We start from the raw sequence: 24048 nt of genomic DNA, 5'->3' as shown, positions 1-24048 counted from the left end.
GAGTGAAATGTAAGATGGGAAATATAATGGAGATGGAGGAGGCGATATCGACCGCTATCGAGGACGGACAAACGATATATCTCGGTGGGTTCACCCACCTCATCCCTTTTGCGGCGGGACACGAAATCATCAGACAGGGGTACCAAAATCTCACGGTCGCGCGGGCGACGCCGGATTTGATTTTCGACCAGATGATAGCCGCGGGCTGTGCGAGCGAGGTGATCTTCTCGTGGGCGGGCAATCCCGGCGTTGGAAGCCTTCGTGCCTTCCGCCGCGCCTTCGAAGACGAGGTGCCACGCGGGATATCCATCGACGAGTATTCGCACTTCGGTCTCGTCTCGCGCTTGGAGGCCGGTGCCCGTGACCTCCCGTTCCTCCCGCTCCGAACCTACGTCGGTTCCGACTATCCCGAGCACATCGACGCGATTCGGACGGTCGAGAATCCCTACGGCGATGAACCGGGCGAAATCCCGGTCGTCCCACCGCTAACCCCAGACGTTGCGGTCGTTAGAGCACAGCGGGCCGACGAGCAGGGAAGCGCACAACTGTGGGGAATTGTCGGTGAGATGGTCGAAGCGGCGTTTGCTGCCGACACGGTCGTGTTGAGCGTCGAGGAAATCGTCGACACGGACGTTATCCGAAGCGACCCGAATCGAACGCTCATCCCGGACACCGTGGTGGACTACGTGGTAGAGGAACCGTACGGCTCACATCCCTCGTACGCACAGGGATACTACGACAGAGATAATCGGGCGTATCTCAACTGGGACAAACAGGCCGAAACGCACGAATCGACGTTAGAGTGGCTGGACGAGTGGGTGAACGGCGTCGAGAATCGCACGGAATACCTCGAAAAACTGGATACGAAGCGGTTCGCGGAGCTACAGCCACGGTCGAACTACGCGACACCGGTCGATATGGGAGACTACTAACGATGACGAACTACACGGACACGGAACTGATGATATCTCGCGCGTCACAGGAACTCCAAAATGACGATACCACGCTCGTCGGGGTTGGTATCCCCAATCTCGCCTGCAATCTGGCGAAGCGAACGCACGCGCCGGATTTGGAGATGATTTACGAATCGGGGACGATCGACTCGAACCCGTCGAAGTTACCGCTCTCCATCGGCGACCCGGTACTCGCTTCGAACGCGAAGAGTATCGTCCCGATGGTGCACGGCTTCGGGTACTATCTGCAGGCCGGACGCATCGACGTCGGCTTCCTCGGCGGTGCGCAAATCGACCGATACGGCAACATCAACTCGACGGTTATCGGTGACTACGAGAACCCCACCGTTCGACTCCCGGGGAGCGGCGGGGCCTGTGAAATCGCAAGTAACGCCCATCGGACGATCATCATCACGCCGCACGTCGAACGGCGGTTTCCGGAAGAAGTCGACTTCGTTACGAGTCCCGGCTACGTCGGCGGTCGCAAGAACAGAAAAGAACTCGGGTTGCGAGGCGGCCCGGACGCCGTAATCACCGATATGGGAGTCATGCGATTCGACGACGGCGGTGAGATGTATCTCGATTCGATACATCCAGGTGTGACGGAAGCGGCGATCCAAGCGGAAACCGGGTGGGACCTCTCTATCGGAGAGGAGGTTGGGGAGACCACGCCGCCGACCGAAGAGGAAATCGAACTGATCCGTCACGACCTCGACCCTGAGGGAGTGTACACGAGTTAGCTCGGCCGGTGTTGAAGGATGGGCTGTTTTGGGTTGGAGTTCCGGGTTCGTTGGGAACCGTGAGTCGTACGCGGGGATTTCGTGCGTATATGCACGTACGTGGCCGGAGAGTAGTCGCCGAGAAACGATAATCATCCTTTAACACAAAGTATTATATGCTATCCCTCTATACGTTCTGTTGTACCATACCATGCCAGAGATAACAGGCATTCACCATGTGACAGCGTTCTGTGACGATCCGCAAGAGAACTACGATTTCTTCACGAACGTTCTCGGAATGCGATTCGTCAAGCGCACGGTTCGATTCGACGTACCCGAGAAGATTTACCACCTCTACTACGGTGATGAGGTGGGAACACCCGGTACGATCGTCACCTACTTCCCGATGACCAACATGCCGATGGAAAAAGGAATGGTTGGCAAGGGAATGATGCGTTCAGTCGGTCTGACTATCCCAGACGGGTCGGTCGACTACTGGAAGGGTCGGTTCGAGGAGAACGACGTGAACTACACCGTCGAGGAGCGGTTCGACGAGACGGCAATCGAGTTCACCGACCCGGACGGGCTCCCGTTCGAACTGGTGACGGGCGAATCGGACATCGAACCGTACACGGACGGCAGCGACATCCCGGAGGAGTACGCCATCCGCGGAATGTTCAACACGACCCTCCACTCGAACGACCCGGCGGGGACGATGGACGTCCTCGAAACGATGGGATGGGATCGCGTCGGAGAAGGCACTCACCCGCAGGCAGGAGACCGCATGCGCTACGAAGCACCCGGTGACGCTCCGTGTGCCACAACGGTTGACGTCCTGATCCGCCCGAACGCACCGCAGGGCGTGATGGGCATCGGGACGTACCTCCACGTCGCCTACCGCGTCAAAAACGACTGGGAGCAGGACGAGATCAGCGACATTCTCCGTGAGAACGGGTACATCACGACCTCCACGAAAGACAGGGATTACTTCCACTCGCGGTACATCACCGAACCCGGCGGAGCCGTCTTCGAGTACGCCACGGACGGGCCGGGCTTCGATATCGACCAAGACCCCGAGGAGTACGGTGAGGAACTGAAAGTGCCGGACTGGCTCGAAGTCGACGTCGAGCGCATCAACGAGATGCTCCCGCCGCTGGAAACCAACTAATCGGTCGTCGTTCGATTTTTGTACCCCAGACGTTGACTCGACTTGTCAGGTTTCACCATCTTTATTGCGGAGAGAAGAATCGGTATCAGTATGCGCGCAGCACGTTACTACGGACCATCGGACGTCCGCGTCGAAGAGATCGAACCGGACACCGCGGGTTCGAACGATGTCCGCGTGGAAATCGCCGCTTGCGGGATTTGTGGATCGGATCTCGGCGAGTACGTCGGCGGTCCGATTACGATACCCGACGAACCCCATCCCGTGACGGGAGAACGACTGCCGATTACGATCGGACACGAGATGGGTGGAACCGTCACGGAAGTCGGAGAAGGCGTCGATATCGAGGTCGGAACCCACGTCGTGGTGAACCCGATTATCTGGTGTGGGGAGTGTCGATACTGTGACGAAGGCAAATACCGTCTCTGCGAGTCCGGCGGATTCGTCGGGCTTTCGGGCGGTGGCGGTGGCTTCGCGGAGAACATCGTCGTCTCGGCCGAAACGGTCGTTCCGGTTCCCGACGACATCCCGCCGCATCTCGCCGCGCTCGTCGAGCCGTTTACTGTCGGGGTCCATGCCGTCCAACGGTCCGGACTCAGAGCCGGTGATTCCGCGGCGGTGTTCGGAAGCGGCCCTATCGGACTGACGGTCGTTCAAGCGGCCGTCGCCGCCGGTGCGGGCCCCGTGTACGTCTCCGAACCGAGGGCGAGCAGGCGGTCGCTCGCAAAGGAATGCGGCGCTGACGAGGTCATCGACCCCACCGACGCGGACCCCGTCGAAACGATTCGCAAACACACCGACGGCGGTGTCGACGTCTCGTTCGAAGTAGCCGGTGTCGAACCATCGGTCAACCAATCGCTCGCTGCCGTCAAATCCGGTGGTACGACGACCATCGTCAGTATATTCGAAGAGACCATCGAGATCGATCTCAACGACATCGTAATGCCCGAAACGACCGTCGTCGGAACGGCGGCGTATCAGGGCGGCCCGCTTTCGGGTCAAGAGTTTCGCACGACCATGAGAAACTTCGAGACGGGGGTTTTCGATCCGACACCGCTCGTGACGTCCGAAATAGAGCTGGAGAACATCGTTCGAGACGGGTTCGAGCGGTTGCTCGATGCAGAGAGCGAGGAGATCAAAATTCTGGTCCGTCCGTAGGAGTACCGACCGGTCGGTATCGAGCCATCCTAATTGATAGGACCGGAGCGGATTACCAAGGACGGGATTCCACGCTGGTTACGGTATCGCTGACGGTTATCGCTCACCACGAACGGCCGAATTAGAACGGCGAGACGGAGTTAGCGAACTCCGAAGTCAAACAACCTGCAACATAGTCCGATTATGTAGGATTTATATTTGCTACCGCGTACCACAGTACTATGGGAAACGAGATCAAGACCAGATCGAAGACGACGGAGACATCCCTTGATATAGTCGATGCCATTCGAGAGCTAAACGGGGGCACGATTCCACAGCTATCCGAATATTTAGGATTATCTGAAAGCACCGTCCACCGGCACTTGGTTTCGTTACGAGAATACGGTTACATCGTCAAGTCGGAGAAGGAGTACCGCATCGGACTCCGCTTCTTGACCTTGGGGGGATATGCCCAACAGCAAGTCACGGCATTTCCGATAATCAAAGAAAAAGTAGATCAGCTCGCAGCGGATACCGGGGAACGGGCGCAGTTCATCGTCGAAGAGAACGGAAAACGGGTCTATCTGTATACAGAGGTCGGGGAGAGTGCCGTACAGACGGGAGCACATATCGGACGCAGGGGATCGCTTCACGTGAGTGCGGCGGGAAAAGCCATACTCGCCAATCTTCCGGAGAGTAGGGTCGACGAAATCGTGAACAGACACGGCTTCGCTGGCGGTGCAAGGGGCAATATTTCCACGAGAGAAGAGCTGGACGAAGCGCTCGCAGAAGTTACGGAGCGGGGGTACGCCTTCAACAGACAGGAATCGACCGACGGCGTCAATGCCGTCGGCGCGCCCATTTTAGACAGATCGGGGACCGTGATCGGAGCACTGAGCATCTCTGGGCCCGCACATCGCCTCAAAGGGGAACGGTTGATCGAAACCTGTTCCGAATATGTGCTGGCGGCGACCAACGAGCTAGAACTCCATATCAAACACTCCGTTTAGAGAGATTCGTTCCGTCTCGTTTCGACCACCCATATCCGAATATGTCGGTCGACTCCTGTGGGAGATTTATATTCAGTTCCAGTTCGTTCGCCACGCTCAGCGGCGTGCCGACGATTTCCGCATCCAATCGATTCCTCGCCATCAGGTGCCGTGGACCCGCGACCGAGCACGCGCCAACGACCGGTGAAGACGTCTTCGCGTTCACGAACGGTTTCGAGTTCCTCCATCGGCTCGGTCCGTAGTAACCGTATTCTGCGTCTTTCCGGGAAGACCCGCGCTATCGGTGCTGGCACGGACCTCTTCCTCCGGCGGCCGGGAGAGGATGGCCTTTCCACCGGCAGTCTGGTTGGGGTCCATCCGTCGTCCCGAGCGAGTGGGCGCGTGGACACACCTCGGTCGCCGTTCTCTCGAAACGGGGTGATGATACGAGCGCGGTCCCGTATTTCGAACATGGCAAGCTCGTTGGTCACTTCGGCCGGTTCATGGATCTGGAGGCTGCCGATGGACGAACCGATATAGCGGGATTGTAGCCAGCCGCCATGGTCGAGAATCGGGGAGTTTCCGTAACAGAAGTACGCTTGTTATGGAATGGCCATAACAAGCGTATGTTTGTTATGCCACCTCCGATCGAGCGCGCCACCGACACGCGAACGGGCCAAATTCAACGGGGAGGGTGAATCGAAAGCGTGAGCGCCGATCAACTGAGAGCGAAGGTTCCGGTTAGATATCGGAGATGCGCTGGTACTCGGTATCGAGTGCGGCTGCGTCTTCCGAGAGCAAGGCGACGACGAGATAATCGGCGTACTGTTCTAGATATTCGACTAGTTTCGTGATCCGTTCTGCGTCGATCGCTTCGAGCGAGTCGAGCAAGATAAACGGAAGCCGTTCGTAGACGTCATGGACGAGATAGCCGGCGAGCGCAAACACGAGTCCCGTTACTTCCCGTTCACTCTCGCTCAGGTGGTCGACGGTATCTTCGTACGTCGTTCCGGATCTCGATTGACGGACGATGTGGAGGTCAAAGACGTTCTTCGAAACCTTCCGACGGCCTTCTCGCACCCGCTCTTGCGTTCGGTCGATCCAGATCCGCTCGATGTTGGCGTAGTTCAAGATGTCTAGGACGGTCTCCATCTGATCGTTGAACTCATCCACGGCCTGTCGTTCGAGCTGGTCGATGCGGGTTCGCAAATCTTCGAGTTCGGACCGAACTTCCGCCCGTTGTGCTTCGAGCCGATCCTGTTCGGCCAACCGGTCTTCGATAGATGCGATCTCCGATTTCACCTCGTCCAACCGCTCTTCACGCTGACCGAGTTCGAATTCGAGCTGATTGGCCTCCTTGTGAAGGTCGAGGGTCTCGTTGTACTCCTGACCTTGAAGTGATTCGATTTCAGTTTCGAGATCGCCGACTGCACTCGTCAGTTCGTCACGTCGCCCCTGCAGCTCTTCGAGCGCCTCCGTCCGCCCCTCGATTTCGGTCGCGATTTCCTCCAGTCGGCGCTCGAATCGGTCTCGGCGATGCTGTTGGGCCTCGAGTTGCTCACGCTCGTCGGTCAACTCGTCGATCTCTTCCAGTATCGACCGTGACCGGTCGAGTTTCTCCTCGCGGAGACCACGGAGTTGATCGACCGTCGTCGAGATTTGATCGCGCTGAACCTCGCTTCCGCACGTCCAACACGCCACCGTCTCCTCGTCGGCCACCAACTGATCGGTCACCGTCCCGCCCGAATCCGACGCATCGAACCACCTCGTTGACGTCTTCCCTTCGGTCTCGTCGAGCATTTCCTCGTTGAATTGGATCGTGCTCTGGAGTTCGTTGAGTTCCGAATCGAGGGTCTGCTTTTGGTCACGCAGCTGATTCGTGCGCGCCTCGATGCGGTCGATTTCACCCATCGGTGTCTCGGCCAGTTCGTCCAATTCCGCTTCGACCTCCGACCGCTCTTCACGGAGGGCTTCGAGACTCTCCTCCTCGGTTTCGATATCAAACCGGATGTCCTCCAACGTCGTGCGAATATCGCGCAATTCGCCGAGTTTGTTCTCCAGCTCGGCTTTTTCTTGGCGGGTCTCGTCCACGTTGGCGTCCACGGCGTCGAGTTCCGCCTCCTTTTCCCGCAGTTCGTCTCGCTTCGATTCGATATCGGATTCGAGCTTAGTCCGCTTCTGTTCGAGTTGTGGGAGGTTCGATTTCAGGGAGTCGAGTTCGTCGAGGTCGCCATCGAGCTGCTGTTTCTCCTGCTTGAGTTGACGGATTTCTCGTTGGATGGCCTCGGTGTCGACCGGTTCCATGATGAGGTCTCGGAGGTTGTCACCTCGTGCGACGGCCTGTCGGGCCTCGTTCGATTCCAACAGGAACGCAAAGAGGTCCGCGAGTTCGGAATCCGAGAGATACGGGTCACCGCTAGAGAGTATCGTACCGTTTTGCCGTTCGAGGGTCCGCGTATATGTTCGGTCATCGAGTATGAATTCGACGTGGCCTTCATCGGCATCGCCCTTCAGAGAAGTTCGGTCGCTGCCCAGCGCAGCCATCAGCGCCTGCAACAGCGACGTCCTGTTCGTCGCATTCCGACCCTCAAGGATAGTAACTCCGGGGTCGAAGTGGACCTGCGTTTCGTCGATGCCACCGATGTCAGAGACACTGAGTTGAACCCCGTGCGAGATTCGGTCTTGGCTCATTGATATTGTCGGACGTTTAGTTGCCGTTTATTTAGGCGTGTCGGCTTTCACGTGTGGTTGCACACCGGTTAGCGGGCGACCGGTGACCGCTGTCGTAGAACGAGAGGAGAAAACCAGAACGGTGTTTCGTCGTTCTCAAGAGAGCCTCGACCGGCCGTCATTCTTCAATCGAAGTATCCGCACACCGGCAGCCACCCTGATCGAGTATTTCGCGTACATCGTACTGCGTCTCACAATCCTCACAAAAGACGCGGAGGTCGAGTAACACCCGAAACGTCCCGATATCAATTCTATCAGTACGGTTCAGCTGTGCGAGATTTTCCTCGGCAACGGTTTGCGTGCGGCTTTGAAGCTGTTGGATGCTCCGGTTGACGTTTTCGATTCGTTCGGAATCCGTTTGCTGTCTATATTCGATATCCCGACCGCTCTGAAGATAGGTCCGCACGGATTGATAGGTGACGAAATCGGATCTGAGTTCATCGACATCGATACCATTTCGTTCCAATTTCTTTTGCGTCTCGATCTCTACGCCGCGGCTCGTATCCTCGTCCGTTAGCAGTCGATATATATTCTCGGTGTCCCCATCAAGCGTGTCCATCGCGGCGTTCTCTATGGCAGTTTGCAACACTTGCTTGTTGAAATAGGTCGCCAAGTCCCGGAGACTGACTGGGTCCTCGTCTCGGGACCATAATTCGACGAGTTCATCCCCGATATCCGCGAGGTCGTACTTTTTGGCGACACGTGAAACCTTGTACTGATGGCCGGTGTTGGTCACAGTAGGAGAAGTTAGCGGACACGTGCATTAAGTATTCTGTTACCAACCATCTCCAGGCGGTTGGATGAGCGTATTTCGACGAAGACGAAACGGGATATTTAGCGTGATCGAGATCCAAATTAAAATAGAAGTAATTGTAACCCACCGTCAATTTGTTTCTATGTATGAACGCTCGAATATATTTTCTGGCGTGGTTTTTGCCCATATATGACAATTAAATATATAAAAAATCAAATTTCTATATGGTGCATAGAAGTCGGTTATTACAGATACAAATGTTTAGAAAGGGACGCACCTCGTTTCCGTAGTCCCGTTACAGTCGGGGTAGTAACACGTCCGCGTAGAGATACGGTGAGTATCGCTTCACCAAGTGAAACCAGAGATACAAACGCCCTATCGCTCGATACTATCGATCTGAAAACGCACACATCATGGACGGCGATAGCAAGTAACTCTGACGTAGACGATCCGCGGGGGCGGCAAATGATTTTCGCGCTGTTTCCAAAATCGTGGCCCGAAGCGGTCGTCGGAGCCCGAACGTTAAGTCGCCATCTCACGAAGTCGGACTATGGTGGGGAAAGCGAACTACGATTTCACCGGCGAATCGGCCATCGTAACGGGGTCGACGAAGGGAATCGGCCGCGGAATCGCGGCCGCACTCGCCGAGGCAGGCGCGAACGTCGCCATCAACGGGCGGTCGGAGGACGAAGTGCAGGAGACGGTCGACGGACTTCGAGCGGACGCGGACGGCGCTATCGTCGGCGTCGCCGCCGACGTGAGCGACCCGGACGAACTCGAATCGCTCGTTTCGGGGGCCGTCGAGGCGTTCGAGCGCGTCACCCTCTTGGTGAATAACGCGGCCGTGTGGCCCGAGGAAGCGTCGATGGTCGACGCGACGCTCGAAGACTGGAACCACACGATGAGCGTCAACGTTCGTGCCCAGTTCTACGCCTCGAAACTCGTCGCGCGCCACATGATCGAGCGGGACATCGAGGGCTGTATCGTCAACCATTCGAGCCAGACCGGCGACCGACGGGCGGGGGACCGCGGTCTGTACGGCGTCTCGAAGACGGCGGTCAACGGCCTCACGTGGCGGATGGCGAACGATTTCGCCGAACACGGCATCCGCGTCAACGCGGTCTCGACGGACGTGACCGAGAGCCGTCAACTACGGTACGAAGCCGACAGGGAAGCCGAACGACGGGGAAGCAGTCAGGAGGCAGTCCTATCTGAGTGGGGGCGGGCACGGCCGCTCGACCGACTCGGCCAACCGGCGGACATCGCGGACGGCGTGCTGTTTCTGGCGAGCGACCGCGCGGACTACGTTACCGGAACCATCCTCCGCGTCAGCGGCGGCGGAAACCTGCAGTAGGCGAGAACCGTGGACCGACCGTCGAAGTTCGGTCGCTCGTCACCCGACTCGAACGACCGGACGCGGTCCGCGAAGGGGAGTTGCTGAGAGTCGAAGCGGTGGCGTCAGCCGTGGAGGTCACGAAACGTCCGGTACCGAAGGGAGGCGCGGTCGGCGGTCGAAAGCCCGTCGCACTCGTCGAGCCAGGACAGACACTGGTCGTACGTGGCCCAGTCGTCCATCCACGGGTAATCGGACCCGAGCATGAGACGGTCGGCACCGAACCACGCGACGAGGTTCCGGACGTACGGGTGGAGGTCGCGGTAGGGCCACCCCTCGTCCGAAGAGCGGGGAAGCGAACTCACCTTCACGTGGGTGTTGTCGTGCCGCGCTAGGGCGCGGAAATCGGTCCACGGCGGGTCGTCCGAGGTCGTCGTTTCATCGGGCCACGCCATGTGGTCGACGACCAGCGCGACGTCGGGGTAGCGTTCCGCCACGCGCTCGACCGCGCCGAGTTGCTGTGCCTTCGGGAAGAGATAGACGCAAGCGTCGCATTCGGCCGCGACATCCCAGACCGGACCGAGGCGGTCGTCCAGAATCCACTCGCTCTCGCGGTCGACGTCGGTCGGAATCGGGTCGTAGCTCAAGGCGGCGTGCATCCGAACGCCCAACAGGCGGTCGTGAGAGACGAAAGTCCGAAGTCGGTCGGGCGCGTCGTCGGCGAAGAAGTCCATGATGCCGACCCCCCAGAGGCGGTCCGGGTGGGCGGCGATACTCCGGAGCGTGTAGTCGTTCGCACCCGCACCGCGGCCGTACAGCGGCGTCGTCACGACGACCGCCTCGTCGACCGCCGCCGCGTCCATGTCGGAAACCAGGTCGTCGTGGGTGTACGCCCCCGTCCACCCCGGCGGGAGCACCTCCGCGGCCCACGGTCGTTCGGCGGTATCGGACCCCCAAGCGTGCGTGTGTGTGTCGATACGGCGCATGCGATATCACCACGACGTGATGCGGACGTCGCGGAGCGGGCGGTCGAGCGGGATGGGAATCCGTCCGCCGGTGTAGTGTGAGAGGTAGAACCCGACGATGATTTCGAGCGACCGCGTGGCTTCCGTTCCGGTGGAGTGGTTCGTCGTCTCGCCATCGAGCAGCGCCTCGACGTGTCGGGCCGCGTTCGGGAAGGCGCGACGATAGTCGTCCTCCCACGTCCACGCCTTGTCGATTCCCGGAAGGTCCGCCTCGACGTGGGTTCCGTCCTCGAGTCGCCAGTATCGCCACTCGCCGTCGTCCATGTTGAGGTACAGTTTTCCCTCGGTTCCGACGAACTGGAGCGTCATCGACGAGATGTCGCGCGGGACCGTACAGTCGACGGTCGCGAACGTTCCGTCGTCCATGACGACGAACCCGCCGCCCCCCGAATCGTCGACGGTCCGTCCGGCGTCGAGCGACGTGACCGCTTCGTTCTCGCCGGTGAGGTGACCGGCGACGGTATCGGCGCGGGCGTCGAGGAGGTAGACGAGCGTATCGAGGAGGTGCGTCGAGTTCCGCAACAGCTCCATCCGGAACTGGGAACTCACCGAGCGAACGTCCCCGAGGAGGTTCTCGTCCTGAACGAGACCGCGGAGTCGCCGTATCTTATCCGTGAACCTGAACGAGTGGTTGACCACCAGTTCCGTGTCCGTCTCCTCGCAAACGTCGACCATCTCCCGTGCGTCCGCGACGCTGGAGGCGATTGGTTTCTCACACCAGACGACGCTGGGACTCGCGGCCGACTCCGCCGCATCGACGACGTGTCGATGGTGGAGAAACGACGGCGTACAGACCGAAACGACGTCGAGGTCCTCCGCCGTCAGCATCGATTCGTGGCCCGCGTATCGACGGTCCGGCGGAATCTCCCACGCTTCGCCGAACGTCCGTAGCTTCTCCTCGTCGATGTCGGCCACGGCTACCAGTTCGATGTTTTCGGTCGCCGCGTACCCACCCGCGTGGCTCGCTTCGACCTTCTTCCGGCCGATGTCGTCCTCGTCGTGCATCCCCAAGATGCCCATCCCCGCGATGCCGCCAGTGCCGATGATACCGGCGCGGTACGTCATATCGTGCTCCTCCCTCGAAGAACGCATCCGGAGCGACGCGGTGGACGGCTCGACCGACGACGAATTCCCTTGGCCCGCGGATACGCGCTTCGGTATCGTCCACGAACTAGATTTCGCAGGTAATAAAATCTCGCACGTCGCTCGTGGGCCGTCGGTCGGCATCTCCCCGACCGACCGCCGGGTCCGTGTCCGTGGGTATATCCCTCAGTTCGTGGTCGCTTCGAGCAATCCTTTCATGTAGCCGATGGCGAACAGCCGTCCTTTCGTGTGGTAGCCGGGGTTGTGGTTGTCCTCGCCCGCCATCGTGGGAACGTGGTCGGGTCGCATCGGACCGTCGAAGCCGACGTCTCTGTATGCGCGAATCGCCGCCGCCATGTCGGTCGGGCCGTCGTCGTGCCACGTCTCGACGAACCGGTCGGCGTCGCCCTCGACGTCGCGGAAGTGGACGAAGTTGATGCGGTCGCCGAAGTGACGAATCGCGTCCGGGATGTCCGCACCCATCGCCGCGAAGTTCCCTTGGCAGAACGTGATGCCGTTGTACTCGCTGTCGTAGGCGTCGAGAACGCGGTCGTAGGCCTCGACGCTCGTCGCGATGCGGGGGATACCCCGTAGGTCGGAGCGCGGCGGGTCGTCCGGATGGAGCGCGAGTTTGACGCCCGCTTCCTCGGCGACCGGACCCACCTCCCCGATGAAGTATTCGAACGCGTCCCAGAGGTCCTCGTGCGTCGCTTCGGTCGCGACCGACTCCGGACCGCCGCGGACCTTTCGCTCGTCGAATCCGGTGACGAGCGACCCGCCCCGTGATTCGACGTGCGCCTCGGTGCGCGCCCAGCGAACGCCCGCCATCCAGTCGTAGGCCACGACCGGAACGTCGAGTTCGCCGCAATCGCGGAGGAACCGCTCGAACTCGGCGATGTCGTCGTCGCGCCCGTCGAGTCCGAGGCGAATCCGGTCGGTGAGGGGGACGCTTCCCTCGATGACCGACAGGGAGAGGCCGTCGGCTTCGAGCCAATTTATGAGCCCCCGTAGGTCGTCGTACGTCCACCGAGTTCGGCCGTCGCCGATTTCGAGCGGGTGAATCACGGCGTCGGTGACACCGACCTGTTTCGCGAGCTCCCACCGTTCGTCAGGTTCCGGCGGTAGAACGAGCGCTGGTCGAATCATCCTTGACGATTCGGGGTTCATCAGTAAGAGGATTATGGGTCGCCGTCGCACGTCGGGGATCAGATTTATCTTCATTCAATCGTCAGTAGTTGAATTCATTTTCAAGAATTTTAATACATACTTGTAAATATTCACATCCGTTCAGAATGTTTATCTATGACCCTCACGACAAATGATGCGGGACCATGAGAGGCGATAGCACGACTCGTGGAAAGAGGAGGCGAAAATATCTGAAAGCAGTGGGGGCGGGCGTTGCGGTCGGCCTCGCGGGGTGCACCGGCAGTCGGTCACGCCAAAACAACCTGAAGAAACTCGGATTCACGTCGTACGTCCGCGGCGGTTCGTGGATTACGGCCTACGTCGAGGCCGCGCGGTTTTACTGTCAAGATAACAACATCAACCTCGACGTCCGGCCGAACCGTCAGAGCGCGTCGAAACAGATCACCGACATCCGGGACTTCGCGAACAAGGGGTACGACGGCATCATCGTCGGCGTCTGGTCGACCGGTGCCGCGAAGAGCGCCATCGATTACGCGATGCGAAAGGGCGTGCCGGTGATGGCGACCAACGCTGACACGGCCAGTTCGAAGATACCCCTCTACGTCGGGTTCAGCAACTACGCGGGCGGGAGAAAGAGCGGCGAGCAGATGGTCAAAGCCCTCAAACAGGAGAAATCGGGGAAAAACGAGTGGCACGTGCTGAACATCCGCGGTGCGCAGGGCAACCAGTCGGCGAACCAGCGCAGTCAGGGGTTCATCGACGTGATGAAAAAGCAGGACAAGGTCGTTATCGACAGGACCATCAACGGCGACTACGCGCAGGACACGGCCCAGAACAAAGTCCAGCAGTACATCAACGCGAACGGCAAACCCGACGGCATCTACTCCGGGAACCTCTCGATGGGCCTCGGCGTCGTCGGCGCGCTCCGTAACCTCAACGCGCTCTACAAGAAGGGCAACGACAAACACATCGTCCTCACGCAAATGGACGGCAGCCCGCAGGTCAATCCGTTGGTCAAAAAGGGCTTCATCGACGCCGCCGTCGACCAGCCGAACTACTTCTACAACCCGATCGCCATCAAGTACATGGGGGAGTACGTCAGCGCCGGTGGCGTCGATGGCGACGGACAGAGCGCGATTCCGAACGTCGGTTCGACGGTCAAAGAAGGCGGTTTCAACATTAACGCGCACCAGCACAAGGGGGTCAATCTGTGGTCGAAGCAGATCTGGTCACCCGCGCCGATAAAAGAGCAGAACGGTCACCCGTGGTTCCAGACCAACAGCATCGTGATTACCCAGCAGAACGCCGGTAAGCCGTACCTCTGGGGCAACATCTGGAGTAACAAATAATCCACCCTCCACCGACAATGATCGAACCCACCGTTCGCACGCTCGGTTTCGGGAGGCCGGAACGACAGCCGTCGACACGATATCCATGAGCACGGAGGGAATATCGTTCGGCCGGTTCGAGAGCACCGACGACGTCCTGTTGGTACTGCTCGAGAACATGATCTGGCCGATTCTGGCGCTCGTCGTCCTCGGGGTCTTCCTGATGGTTCCGCAAACGCTCGCTGCGACGAGCAGCATTCAACTCATCCTCTGGGGCGGCGTCCCCATCGGACTTCTCGTTCTCGCGGAGAGCATCTGTCTCCTCTCCGGCCACTTCGACCTCTCTATCGGTGCCATCGCCGGGTTCTCCGGCATGTTCACCGGGATGGTCATCGGGACGTGCCCGAGTTGTTGGTCGATCACCCACAGCGCCGTCGTCGGGTTCGTCCTCATTTCCGTCGTCGGAGCCACCATCGGCATCGTCAACGGCATCATGGTCGGTCGGTTCGGTATCAATCCGTTCCTGCAGACGTTGGCGTTCCTCATCATCTTCCAAGGTGCTCGCACCGCGCTCCAGACCCAGCCGGTGACGGGTCTTCCACGCCTCTACATCTACCCCGGCGGAACCGCGAACGTCGCCATCGCTATCCTGGTGATCGCGTTCGTGGTGTTCGGAATCGTGATGCGCTACTCCCGATTCGGACAGGCGGTGTACGCCACCGGCAGCGACGAACACTCCGCCCGCGAAGTCGGTATCGACACCGAACGGGTCATCATCGGCGTGTACGCCATCAGCGGCTTCCTCTCCGCCATCGCGGGGCTGATGATTACAGGATTCACCGGCGTCGTTCCGGCGCTCATCGGCGACGGACTCGTCTTTCAGGCGTTCGCCGGGGCGGTCATCGGGGGGGTCAGCCTCTTCGGCGGCCGCGGCAAGGTCACCGGCGCACTGGGCGGCGTCATCCTCATCCAGATAATCCAGTCGGCGCTGAACAACAGCGCCGCGGTCGGCGCGACCCAAATTCAGATGATAAACGGCGTCGTCCTCCTGATCGCCATCCTCCTCTACAGCACCCAAGAACGGATCCGCGGGCGCATCCTCGCCAGCACCTGATCATGAACAACGAAAACGTGACAACCGAGACGGCCACCGACGAATCGGAGCGCCAGACCGACCCGAAAATCCGTACCGAGAGCGTTCGAAAAGTGTTCGGACGGATCATCGCGTTGGAGGATATCTCCCTGACGATAGAGCCACAACAAATATTCGCTCTCATCGGCGACAACGGGGCCGGGAAATCGACGCTGATGAACGTCCTCAGCGGCGTCCACGACCCCACGAAGGGTCGAATCTACTACGACGGCGAACCGGTGTCGTTCGACAACCCGAGCGACGCGCGTGAACGCGGAATCGAAACGGTGTATCAGGACCTCGCGCTGATGAACGACCTCGACGTGGCGACGAACATCTTCATGGGGTCGTTCCCGACGCGGGGCGTCGGTCCCTTCGAAATCATCGACTGGAATCGAACGTACGAACGGGCGAGCGATATCGTCCACGGGCAACTCGGTCGGGACCTCAACCTCGAAACCGAAGTGGAGTTCTTCTCGGGCGGCGAACGCCAACTCATCGCCATCGCACGGGCGTTGGCGTTCGACCCCGAAGTGATAATCCTGGACGAACCGACGAGCGCCCTCTCGGTGGATGCGACGAACCTCGTTCACGAGACGCTTCGCCGACTCCGCGACGAAGGTCACACCATCGTCATCGTCAGCCACAGCATCGAGGACGTCCTCGAACTGGCCGATACCGTCGCCGTGCTCTACCAAGGCCGTCTCGTCGAGGTGACGTCACCTGCCGAGGAGAACCTCCAGTCACTGACCGACCTCATCGTCACCGGACAGAGAAATGACGGATGACACGCGGTTCGGCTTTTTCGCCTCCTTGGAGGAGTTCTCCCCGGAGGAGTGCCTCGAACAGGCTGAGATGGCCGAAAGCGCGGGATTCGACAGCGTGTGGGTGAACGACCACTTCCACCCGTGGTTCGACCACCTCGCGGACGGGACGCCCGCGAACGGGGGCAACTGCTGGTCGTGGCTGCCCGCCGCGCTCGAACGAACCGACGACATCGATATCGGAACCGGCGTCACCGCGGTGGTAAACCGCTACCATCCGGCGAACGTGGCGCATCGGCTGGCGACCGTGATGGAACTGTACCCCGACCGTGTGTTCCTCGGAATCGGAACGGGCGAAGCGCTCAACGAGAGTCCGCTGGGGAACCCGTGGCCGGACTACGGGGAACGAGCGCGGCGAACGGCCGAGGCGATACGTATGATTCGAACGCTGTTCGAGGAGGAGTTCGTCGAGTACGACGGCACGTTCTGGTCGCTCGACGGGGCGAACCTCTACACCGGACCGGACGAACCGCCGCCGATTCACGTCGCCGGGAGCGGCCCGACGTCCGCCCGGATGGCGGGGGACTTAGCCGACGGGTACGTGACAGTGTTCGAGAGTCCCGAGAAAGCCGCGAAGGACCTCCTCCCGGCGGTGAGAGACGGCGTGGACAAGTCCGCGCGGAACGACTCGCTGGACGACGTTGAGAAGACGGTCCACGTTCACTGCTCGCTCGCGGAAACGCTCTCGGCGGCACGCGAACCGTGCAAACCGTGGCGCGTGACGCTCCTCCCGATGGTCTTCGAGCGGGACATCGCTGACCCCCGCTATCTGCAAGAGCACGGCGACAGAGTGAGCACCCGCGTTCTCGAAGAGGAGTTCGTCATCACGACCGATCCACAAGAACTCGTCGACGTCGCCGAGCGGTACGTGGACCGTGGCTTCGACCACATCGTCTTCCAGAGTTCGAGCCCCGACCAGCGGGCGTTCTGCGAGGCGGTCGCCGAAACCGTCATTCCCTCGTTCTCCTGAACGGCGTTCCCGTTTCCAAGTGCGGCCGTCGTGGAGGGCGTTCGAAGTCCGCGGTGACGGGACGAAAGCGTCTCGGAGCCGAGTATCGGTACATCAATTTTTTCGACCGACAGGCCGAACCGGTACGTATGGAAGGACCGACGCTCATCGCGGATACCCACAACCACACCGGCGAGGGACCACTCTGGCATCCGACGGAAAAACGTCTGTACTGGGTCGACATCCCGAACGGGCGGTTGTTCCGATACGAACCGGAGACGGACGCCCACGAACTGTGCTACGAGACGACCGTCATCGGTGGGTTCACCGTTCAACGGGACGGGTCACTGCTCCTGTTCGAGGACGGGGGAACGGTCGAGGTCTGGAACGACGGCGAAACCGAGACCGTCGTCGACTCGATTCCCGAAGAACGCGACTCCCGATTCAACGACGTGATCGCCGACCCGAAGGGGCGGGTCTTCTGCGGCACGATGCCGACCGACGACCGACTCGGCGGACTCTATCGACTCGACCCGGACGGGACGATTACGAGGGTACTGGACGGGGTGGACATCCCCAACGGAATGGGATTCACGCCGGACCGAACCGGGTTCTATTTCGTCGAAACCGAAGCAGAGAAACTCTACCGGTTTCGATACGACGCGGACACGGGAGCGATTTCGAACCGGGAAGTCGTCGTCGACGCGGCGGACGAACGGGGGAACCCCGACGGAATGACCGTCGACCGGGACGGACACGTTTGGACCGCGTACTGGAACGGCGGATGTCTCGTCCGATATACGCCGGACGGCGTGGAGGACCGACGAATCGACGTTCCCGCACGGAAAGTCTCCAGCGTGACGTTCGCTGGGGACGACTACGAGGACGCGTACGTCACGACCGCGCTCGGCCCGGGCGAGGGGGCAGCGGGGTCGAGAGAGACGGAAGGCGAGGGCGCGGGCGCGCTGTTCCGGATTTCGCCGGACGTCGGCGGCGTCCCGGAGTTTCACTCGGACATCTCCGTGTGAGCCCCGGTCCGAAAACAGTGGAAATAGCAGCCCAACCGACAGCGCGACGGTCAGTGACCCCAGAGTTCGCCGTCGTCCCTGTATCGAGCGTCCATGATTCGGTTCCACTGGTCGTCGGACAACTCAACGTCGCACGCATCGGCGTTCTCCTCCAACTGCTCCGAGGTGCGTGCACCGACGATGGGAATGCAAGTGAAGTCGTCGTGGTCCATCAGCCACCGAAGCGACACTTGCGCAGGTGTCGCGTCCACCTCGTCCGCGACGGCTCGAATCTCGTCCAGCACCTTCCACCCGCGCTCCGAGACGTAGTAATCACCGAACAGGTCGTCGAAATCCCCGCGTGCGCCATCCGGGCCTGTCACCGCTTGGGGGTCGTCCGGGTCCGCGCGTTCGTACTTCCCCGTCAAGAATCCGCCAGCGAGCGGCGAGTACGGACAGACCGCGATGTCTTGGTCGGCACAGACGTCGAGGTAGTCGGCGACGTCGGCGTGGTATCCCGCGTGGTGGAGCGGTTGGGTGACCTCGAACCGCTCCCAATCGTGGACGTCGCTCTGCCAGAGCGCCTTGGTCAGTTGCCACGCGGCCATCGAACTCGCGCCGAGGTAGTTCACCTTCCCCTCCTCGACGAGTTCGGTCAGCGTCGAGAGCGTCTCCTCGATGGGCGTCTCCTCGTCCCAGCGGTGGATGTAGTAGACGTCGAGGTAGTCCGTCCCGAGGCGGTCGAGCGTCCCCTCGATTTGCGCTCGGATGTGCTTACGAGAGAGACCGGAGTCGTTCGGCCCGGGTTCGCCCCATCCGTCGAACGGGAAGTACACCTTCGAGGCGATGACGAAATCCTCGCGGTCGTGGTCCGCGAGCCAGTCGCCGATGTACTCCTCGCTGGTGCCGTTCGGGCTTCCGTAGACGTTCGCGGTGTCGATGAAGTTGATGCCGTTCTCCCACGCCGTATCGAGCAGGTCGTGGGCCTCCTCGCGGTTCGTTTCGAGCACGCCGCCGGTTCGCTTCCCGAATCGCCACGTCCCGAAACAGAGTTCGGACACTGACATCCCCGTCGACCCTAACTGTCGATAGTGCATACGGGGCGATACGGTCCGCGGGAGAAAATAGCTTTTCACGGCGCGAGGAGACCGCTCGCACCTCTCCGTGGCTGCTCTGTGGAGACTGCGCAGTCATCACCTTCAGCGGTGTCTTCGGATGACTAGCCAGAATGATTTAGTTTCTCGCGACCGTGTTTTTTCTCCGAATCGACGGTTGTATCGCCACTCGCGGATTCCGTTGTTTTCGCGCCGACAGCTCGGTCGAGTGAACGAACGACGCGGCTTGATCGTAATCATGGAATTGGGAATAATCGGACTCGGTTCGATCGGGGGAAACTTGGCGAAACAAGCGACCGAAAAGGACATCGATGTCGTCGGTTGTGATACGGCCGACCGCCCCGAGTTGACGGAAAAAGGCGTAACAGTACTCGACAGCGGCGACTACGAGGGGTTGTCCGAGCGACTCGACCCGCCACGAGCGATTTACTTGTCGCTACCGGCGGGAGAACTGATAGACGACGAACTGGAGAGCATCACGGAGCACTTGGACGAAGGAGACGTCGTGATGGACGGCGGGAACTCCTTCTGGCGGGATTCGATGCGCCGCGAGGAGCGCGTGTGGGAGGACGGCATCTACTACCTCGACACCGGCACCAGCGGCGGGCCGCCGGGCGCGCGTCACGGCGCGTGTTTCATGGTCGGCGGCAAAGAGGAGGGGTTCGAAATCGTCGAACCGATACTCGACGAACTCTCCGTCGAGGGAGGACTCCTGCACGTCGGCCCGCCGGGGAGCGGTCACTTCGTGAAACTCGTCCACAACGGCGTCGAGTTCGGGATGCTCCAGTCCATCGCCGAGGGCGTCGAACTCCTCGAAGCGGGGGACTTCGACGTCGATTTGGAGGAGGTCTTCACGAACTGGTCCAACGGGTCGGTCATCCAGAGTTGGTTGGTCGAACTGATGCGCGACCAGATTCGGGAGGACAACTACGCGGACGTGCCGAACTACGTCGAAGACACGGGCGAGGTCAACTGGCTGGTGCAGGAGGCGTTCAAGGGCGAGACGCCGATTCCGGTCATCAGTCAGTCGGTCATCGAACTGTTCAAATCGCGGGGGAATCAGGAGCACGCGTACCAAGCTATCGCCGCCATGCGCCACGGCTTCGGCACGCATCCGTTCGGGGAGTCGGAGGACATCCTCGAAGAGCGCGTCACCGGCCGCGTGGACAACGTGTCCCGCGACCACCTCGCACAGGACAGGGAGAACATGGATACGGTCCGACCGAAAGACCGCTTCGGGGACGAGTGAGAACCAATGGCAAAACAGTTCAGCTACCACCGGCAGGGACAGGACGTCAGCGTGTGGGCGGAAACGGAGGACGAAACGGTCGAGGAAGCCAAGGACGAACTCGCGGACCGGGATATCGAGTTGGACGAGGACGAAATCCGCGAGAACATCCGCGTCATTCCGTCACCGCGCCGAATCAAGAGTTCGGCCGAGGACGTGTTGCTGGACATGCGCCGTCGCGGCGGGATGGAGGCCGCGGAAGTGGTCGAGAACGGCATGGACGTCGGCCTCGGCACCGGAAGTACGACGGCGTGGGCCATCGCCAAAATCGGCTGGAAGATAGACGAGGGGACGTTGCAGAACGTCCGCGGGGTGGCGACGTCGCTCCAATCGCACGAACTGGCGAAGGAAGCGGGAATCCCGCTTATAAACGTGGACGAGGTGACGGAACTCGACGTCGCCATCGACGGCGCGGACCAGTGGGACCCCGAGAATCCGCACGTCGTCAAGGGCGGCGGCGCGTCCCACGCCCGCGAGAAACTCATCGATTCGATGGCCGAGAAGTTGGTCATCGCCACGGACGAAAAGAAGACCGCGACGCCGCTGTCGTATCCCGTCCCGCTGTCGATACTGCCCGAATCGCGGACCGTCGTGAAGGAGTGGATTCGGGACCAAGGCGGCGACCCGTCGCTTCGGTACGCTGAAAAGAAGGACGGGCCGCTGTTCACCGCGAACGGGAACCTCATCGTCGACTGTGATTTCGGCGACATCGAAGACCCGGAGGACCGCGCGGAGCGACTGTCACGGATTCCCGGTGCACAGGAACACGGGTTGTTTGTGAACATGGTCGATGCGGTCGTCTACGGCACCGAGGAGGACGTAGAGACGGTGCGATTTTGAACGACCGGCCGTCGAACCGCCGAACCACGAAGGACGTCACCGACGGAGCAGTCACACCGTTTCGACGTGATTGCGAAGCGTCCCGATGGTTTCGATACCGATTTCGATACGGTCGCCCGCCGCGAGCGTGAAGTCGTCGGGCGGAACGAGCGACGTTCCCGTCAACAGCACCGCCAGTTCCGGCACCGAATCGTGCTGGGCGAGGAACGAGACCAGTTCCTCGCAGGTTCGGACCATCCGTGACGTCGACGTCTCCCCATCGAACATCGTCTCGTCGTCGCGCTCGATTCGCATCGTCATCGTCAGGTCGCGGGGGTCACCGACCGTTTCCGGCGAGGCGATACACGGTCCGATGGCACAACAGCGGTCGTACACCTTCGCCTGCGGAAGGTAGAGCGGGTTTTGGCCCTCCAGCGACCGACTGCTCATGTCGTTGCCGACCGTGTAGCCGACGACCTCCCCGCGAGCGACGACGACGGCCAGTTCAGGCTCGGGAACGTCCCACTCGGAATCGGAACGAATACCGACGGCCTCCTCCGGCCCCACCGTTCGACTGGGCGTCGCCTTGAAGAACAGTTCCGGGCGCTCGTTCTCGAACACGTCCTGATACATCGCGGAGCGCCCGCTCTCCTCGTCACGGGCGTCGTTACTCGCCCGATAGGTCACGCCAGCGGCCCACACTTCGTCGGGGACCGTCGGCCGACCCGACTCCGCCGCGAGGTCGGTCGCGTCCAGCAACGGTGCGGTTTCGAGGTGGGTCCGAGCCACGTCGTCCACGCCCGTCCGGGTCGCCGTGGCGGCCAGCGCCAACTCACGAAACGAGGAGATACCCGTGACGGCCGTTAAGTCGTACGCTTTTTCGCCGTCCCGTGCGAGGAGACGTGAACCATCATCCGACGCGATGAGATGGTAACGCATACCGAAGGTACGAGATTGAATCACTAAGGTGCGACGGCGGAATCGGACGGCGGAGTCGATAGATTCCGGCGGGCGGACCGTCCCGACACGAACGGGAAGGGGACAGCCACAAGAACGGAGTAAACCACGCTCGTATCGTCCGAGGATGCCCGAAACCTACACCAATTACGTCGACGGAGAGTGGAGAGAATCGGAATCGGGTGAAACGTTCGATGTCCGAAACCCCGCGGATACCGAGGAAATCGTCGCGGAGTTCCCCCAGTCGACCGCGGACGACGCGCGAGGAGCGGTCGAAGCCGCGGCCGCCGCACAGGAGGAGTGGGCGGACACGCCCGGTCCGACCCGCGGGAAAGTGTTGCGCGCGACGGCAAAGCGCATGGACGACCGCGAGGAGGAACTGACCGAAACGATGGTCCGAGAAGAAGGAAAGACCCGGACCGAGGCGAACGCCGAGGTGAACCGCGCCATCGACATCTTCTACTACTACGCCGAGCGTGCGATGGACTACGCCGGAACCCGGAAGCTGCCCGGTTCGGACGACCAGAACCTCTACACGATACGCGAACCCATGGGCGTCGCCGGACTCATCACGCCGTGGAACTACCCCATCGCCATCCCGTCGTGGAAGAGCGCACCCGCGCTGGCGACCGGGAACGCCGTCGTCCTCAAACCGGCGATGGACGCGCCGACCGTCTTCGCAAAAGTGGTCGAGTGCATCGACGAGGCCACCGACGAGTTCGACGTCCCGGACGGTATCTTCAACTTCGTCGTGGGAAGCGGCGAGGACGTCGGGACCGCCATCATCGAACACGAGGACGTCGATGCCGTCTCCTTCACCGGAAGCCGGTCGGTCGGCGAGATGGTGTACGAACAGGCGACGGACGCCCACAAGCGGGCGCAAACCGAGATGGGGAGCAAGAACCCGACCGTGGTCGCGCCGAGCGCCGACCTCGAAACGGCGGTCGATATCGTCGGCGGCGGCGCGTTCGGCGTCACCGGACAGGCGTGTACGGCGACCGAACGGGTCATCGTCCACGATTCGATGTACGAGGAGTTCGTGGACGAACTCGTCGAGTACGCCGAGAACCTCGACATCTGTCCCGGTATCGACGACCCGGACATGGGACCGCACGTCTCGCGGGGAGAACTCGAATCGACGCTCGAATACGTCGACATCGGGCGGGACGAAGGCGCGACGTTGGAGTACGGCGGCGAGCGAGTGGACGACGGGGAGCACGAAGACGGCTACTTCGTCGAACCGACGGTCTTCGCCGACGTCGAGTCGGACATGCGCATCATGCAGGAGGAGGTGTTCGGCCCGTTTGTCGGCGTCACGTCCTACAGCGACTTCGACGAGGCCGTCGAACTCGCCAACGACGTGGAGTTCGGACTCTCAGCGGGCGTCGTCACGCAGGACCACTCGGAGGCGAACCGCTTCATTCGGGACGCCGATTATGGCGTGGTGAAAGTCAACGAGAAGACGACCGGCCTCGAACTGCACGTCCCGTTCGGCGGCATGAACGCCTCCTCCAGCGAAACGTACCGCGAGCAGGGCGAGGAGGGGATGGACTACTTCACCATCATCAAGACCGTCTACGAGGACTACTGAGCGG

At 60.8% G+C, this 24048-nt stretch carries 22 protein-coding genes; 14 read left to right on the top strand and 8 right to left on the bottom strand.

Annotated elements, in window-relative coordinates:
* Nucleotides 1-14 precede the first annotated feature (14 nt).
* The 5 genes from V5735_RS23075 to V5735_RS23055 all read left to right on the top strand — a co-directional run bounded on the left by V5735_RS23075 (nt 15) and on the right by V5735_RS23055 (nt 4984).
* Nucleotides 15-932, top strand: coding sequence for a CoA transferase subunit A (locus V5735_RS23075; protein ID WP_423747436.1), 918 nt, complete (start codon nt 15-17; stop codon nt 930-932).
* A 2-nt stretch (nt 933-934) separates the two neighbouring features.
* A complete protein-coding gene (locus V5735_RS23070; RefSeq protein ID WP_423747435.1) occupies nt 935-1693 on the top strand; it encodes a CoA-transferase subunit beta in 759 nt (252 codons plus the stop codon).
* 190 nt (nt 1694-1883) lie between these two features.
* Complete coding sequence (locus V5735_RS23065) at nt 1884-2840, top strand: VOC family protein (RefSeq protein ID WP_423747434.1); 957 nt, start codon at nt 1884-1886, stop codon at nt 2838-2840.
* 90 nt (nt 2841-2930) lie between these two features.
* On the top strand, nt 2931-3995 hold the full coding sequence (locus tag V5735_RS23060; RefSeq protein ID WP_423747433.1) for a 2,3-butanediol dehydrogenase: 1065 nt from the start codon (nt 2931-2933) through the stop codon (nt 3993-3995).
* A gap of 221 nt (nt 3996-4216) precedes the next feature.
* Nucleotides 4217-4984, top strand: coding sequence for an IclR family transcriptional regulator (locus V5735_RS23055; RefSeq protein ID WP_423747432.1), 768 nt, complete (start codon nt 4217-4219; stop codon nt 4982-4984).
* A gap of 201 nt (nt 4985-5185) precedes the next feature.
* On the opposite strand, the gene V5735_RS23050 is transcribed toward V5735_RS23055, so the two are convergent.
* The 3 genes from V5735_RS23050 to rdfA all read right to left on the bottom strand — a co-directional run bounded on the left by V5735_RS23050 (nt 5186) and on the right by rdfA (nt 8429).
* Nucleotides 5186-5341 (bottom strand): hypothetical protein, encoded by a 156-nt coding sequence (locus V5735_RS23050; RefSeq protein WP_423747431.1) that lies wholly within the window; start codon nt 5339-5341, stop codon nt 5186-5188.
* Nucleotides 5342-5704: 363 nt separating this feature from the next.
* Nucleotides 5705-7654 (bottom strand): archaea-specific SMC-related protein, encoded by a 1950-nt coding sequence (locus V5735_RS23045; RefSeq protein ID WP_423747430.1) that lies wholly within the window; start codon nt 7652-7654, stop codon nt 5705-5707.
* Nucleotides 7655-7811: 157 nt separating this feature from the next.
* Nucleotides 7812-8429: a rod-determining factor RdfA gene (gene rdfA, locus V5735_RS23040; protein ID WP_423747429.1), complete on the bottom strand. Its 618-nt coding sequence runs from the start codon at nt 8427-8429 to the stop codon at nt 7812-7814.
* A gap of 568 nt (nt 8430-8997) precedes the next feature.
* Here rdfA and V5735_RS23035 point away from each other — a divergent pair.
* Nucleotides 8998-9801: an SDR family NAD(P)-dependent oxidoreductase gene (locus tag V5735_RS23035; protein WP_423747428.1), complete on the top strand. Its 804-nt coding sequence runs from the start codon at nt 8998-9000 to the stop codon at nt 9799-9801.
* Nucleotides 9802-9905: 104 nt separating this feature from the next.
* Here the strand turns inward: V5735_RS23035 and V5735_RS23030 are convergent, their stop codons facing one another.
* The 3 genes from V5735_RS23030 to V5735_RS23020 all read right to left on the bottom strand — a co-directional run bounded on the left by V5735_RS23030 (nt 9906) and on the right by V5735_RS23020 (nt 13034).
* Complete coding sequence (locus tag V5735_RS23030; protein WP_423747427.1) at nt 9906-10766, bottom strand: amidohydrolase family protein; 861 nt, start codon at nt 10764-10766, stop codon at nt 9906-9908.
* Nucleotides 10767-10772: 6 nt separating this feature from the next.
* Entirely contained in the window at nt 10773-11870 is a 1098-nt protein-coding gene (locus V5735_RS23025) for a Gfo/Idh/MocA family protein (protein WP_423747426.1), read from the bottom strand.
* Nucleotides 11871-12074: 204 nt separating this feature from the next.
* A complete protein-coding gene (locus V5735_RS23020) occupies nt 12075-13034 on the bottom strand; it encodes a mannonate dehydratase (protein WP_423747425.1) in 960 nt (319 codons plus the stop codon).
* 185 nt (nt 13035-13219) lie between these two features.
* Here V5735_RS23020 and V5735_RS23015 point away from each other — a divergent pair, with 185 nt between their 5' ends.
* From V5735_RS23015 to V5735_RS22995, 5 genes are all read left to right on the top strand, one after another.
* On the top strand, nt 13220-14383 hold the full coding sequence (locus tag V5735_RS23015; protein ID WP_423747424.1) for a sugar ABC transporter substrate-binding protein: 1164 nt from the start codon (nt 13220-13222) through the stop codon (nt 14381-14383).
* 85 nt (nt 14384-14468) lie between these two features.
* A complete protein-coding gene (locus tag V5735_RS23010; RefSeq protein WP_423747423.1) occupies nt 14469-15476 on the top strand; it encodes an ABC transporter permease in 1008 nt (335 codons plus the stop codon).
* Between the two features lie 2 nt (nt 15477-15478).
* Nucleotides 15479-16282: an ATP-binding cassette domain-containing protein gene (locus tag V5735_RS23005; protein ID WP_423747422.1), complete on the top strand. Its 804-nt coding sequence runs from the start codon at nt 15479-15481 to the stop codon at nt 16280-16282.
* A complete protein-coding gene (locus V5735_RS23000; RefSeq protein ID WP_423747421.1) occupies nt 16272-17288 on the top strand; it encodes a TIGR03557 family F420-dependent LLM class oxidoreductase in 1017 nt (338 codons plus the stop codon). The genes V5735_RS23005 and V5735_RS23000 overlap by 11 nt, the downstream gene beginning before the upstream one ends.
* 128 nt (nt 17289-17416) lie before the next feature.
* Complete coding sequence (locus V5735_RS22995; protein ID WP_423747420.1) at nt 17417-18295, top strand: SMP-30/gluconolactonase/LRE family protein; 879 nt, start codon at nt 17417-17419, stop codon at nt 18293-18295.
* Nucleotides 18296-18345: 50 nt separating this feature from the next.
* Here the strand turns inward: V5735_RS22995 and V5735_RS22990 are convergent, their stop codons facing one another.
* Nucleotides 18346-19371, bottom strand: coding sequence for an aldo/keto reductase (locus V5735_RS22990; RefSeq protein ID WP_423747419.1), 1026 nt, complete (start codon nt 19369-19371; stop codon nt 18346-18348).
* Nucleotides 19372-19627: 256 nt separating this feature from the next.
* Here V5735_RS22990 and V5735_RS22985 point away from each other — a divergent pair, with 256 nt between their 5' ends.
* The gene (locus V5735_RS22985; protein WP_423747418.1) at nt 19628-20638 is read left to right on the top strand and encodes an NADP-dependent phosphogluconate dehydrogenase; all 1011 of its coding nucleotides are present in this window, start codon (nt 19628-19630) and stop codon (nt 20636-20638) included.
* Between the two features lie 6 nt (nt 20639-20644).
* Nucleotides 20645-21517 (top strand): ribose-5-phosphate isomerase RpiA, encoded by an 873-nt coding sequence (rpiA, locus tag V5735_RS22980; protein WP_423747417.1) that lies wholly within the window; start codon nt 20645-20647, stop codon nt 21515-21517.
* Between the two features lie 51 nt (nt 21518-21568).
* On the opposite strand, the gene V5735_RS22975 is transcribed toward rpiA, so the two are convergent.
* Nucleotides 21569-22435 (bottom strand): fumarylacetoacetate hydrolase family protein, encoded by an 867-nt coding sequence (locus tag V5735_RS22975; RefSeq protein WP_423747416.1) that lies wholly within the window; start codon nt 22433-22435, stop codon nt 21569-21571.
* Between the two features lie 145 nt (nt 22436-22580).
* On the opposite strand from V5735_RS22975, the gene V5735_RS22970 reads away from it, so the two are divergent.
* Nucleotides 22581-24044, top strand: coding sequence for an aldehyde dehydrogenase family protein (locus tag V5735_RS22970; RefSeq protein ID WP_423747415.1), 1464 nt, complete (start codon nt 22581-22583; stop codon nt 24042-24044).
* Nucleotides 24045-24048 lie beyond the last annotated feature (4 nt).

It is taken from the genome of Haladaptatus sp. SPP-AMP-3, from assembly GCF_049568665.1.
Taxonomy (GTDB): Archaea; Halobacteriota; Halobacteria; order Halobacteriales; family Haladaptataceae; genus Haladaptatus; species Haladaptatus paucihalophilus.
The sequence above is the reverse complement of the archived record's forward strand: the minus strand, read 5'-3'. Positions and strand labels throughout refer to the sequence as shown.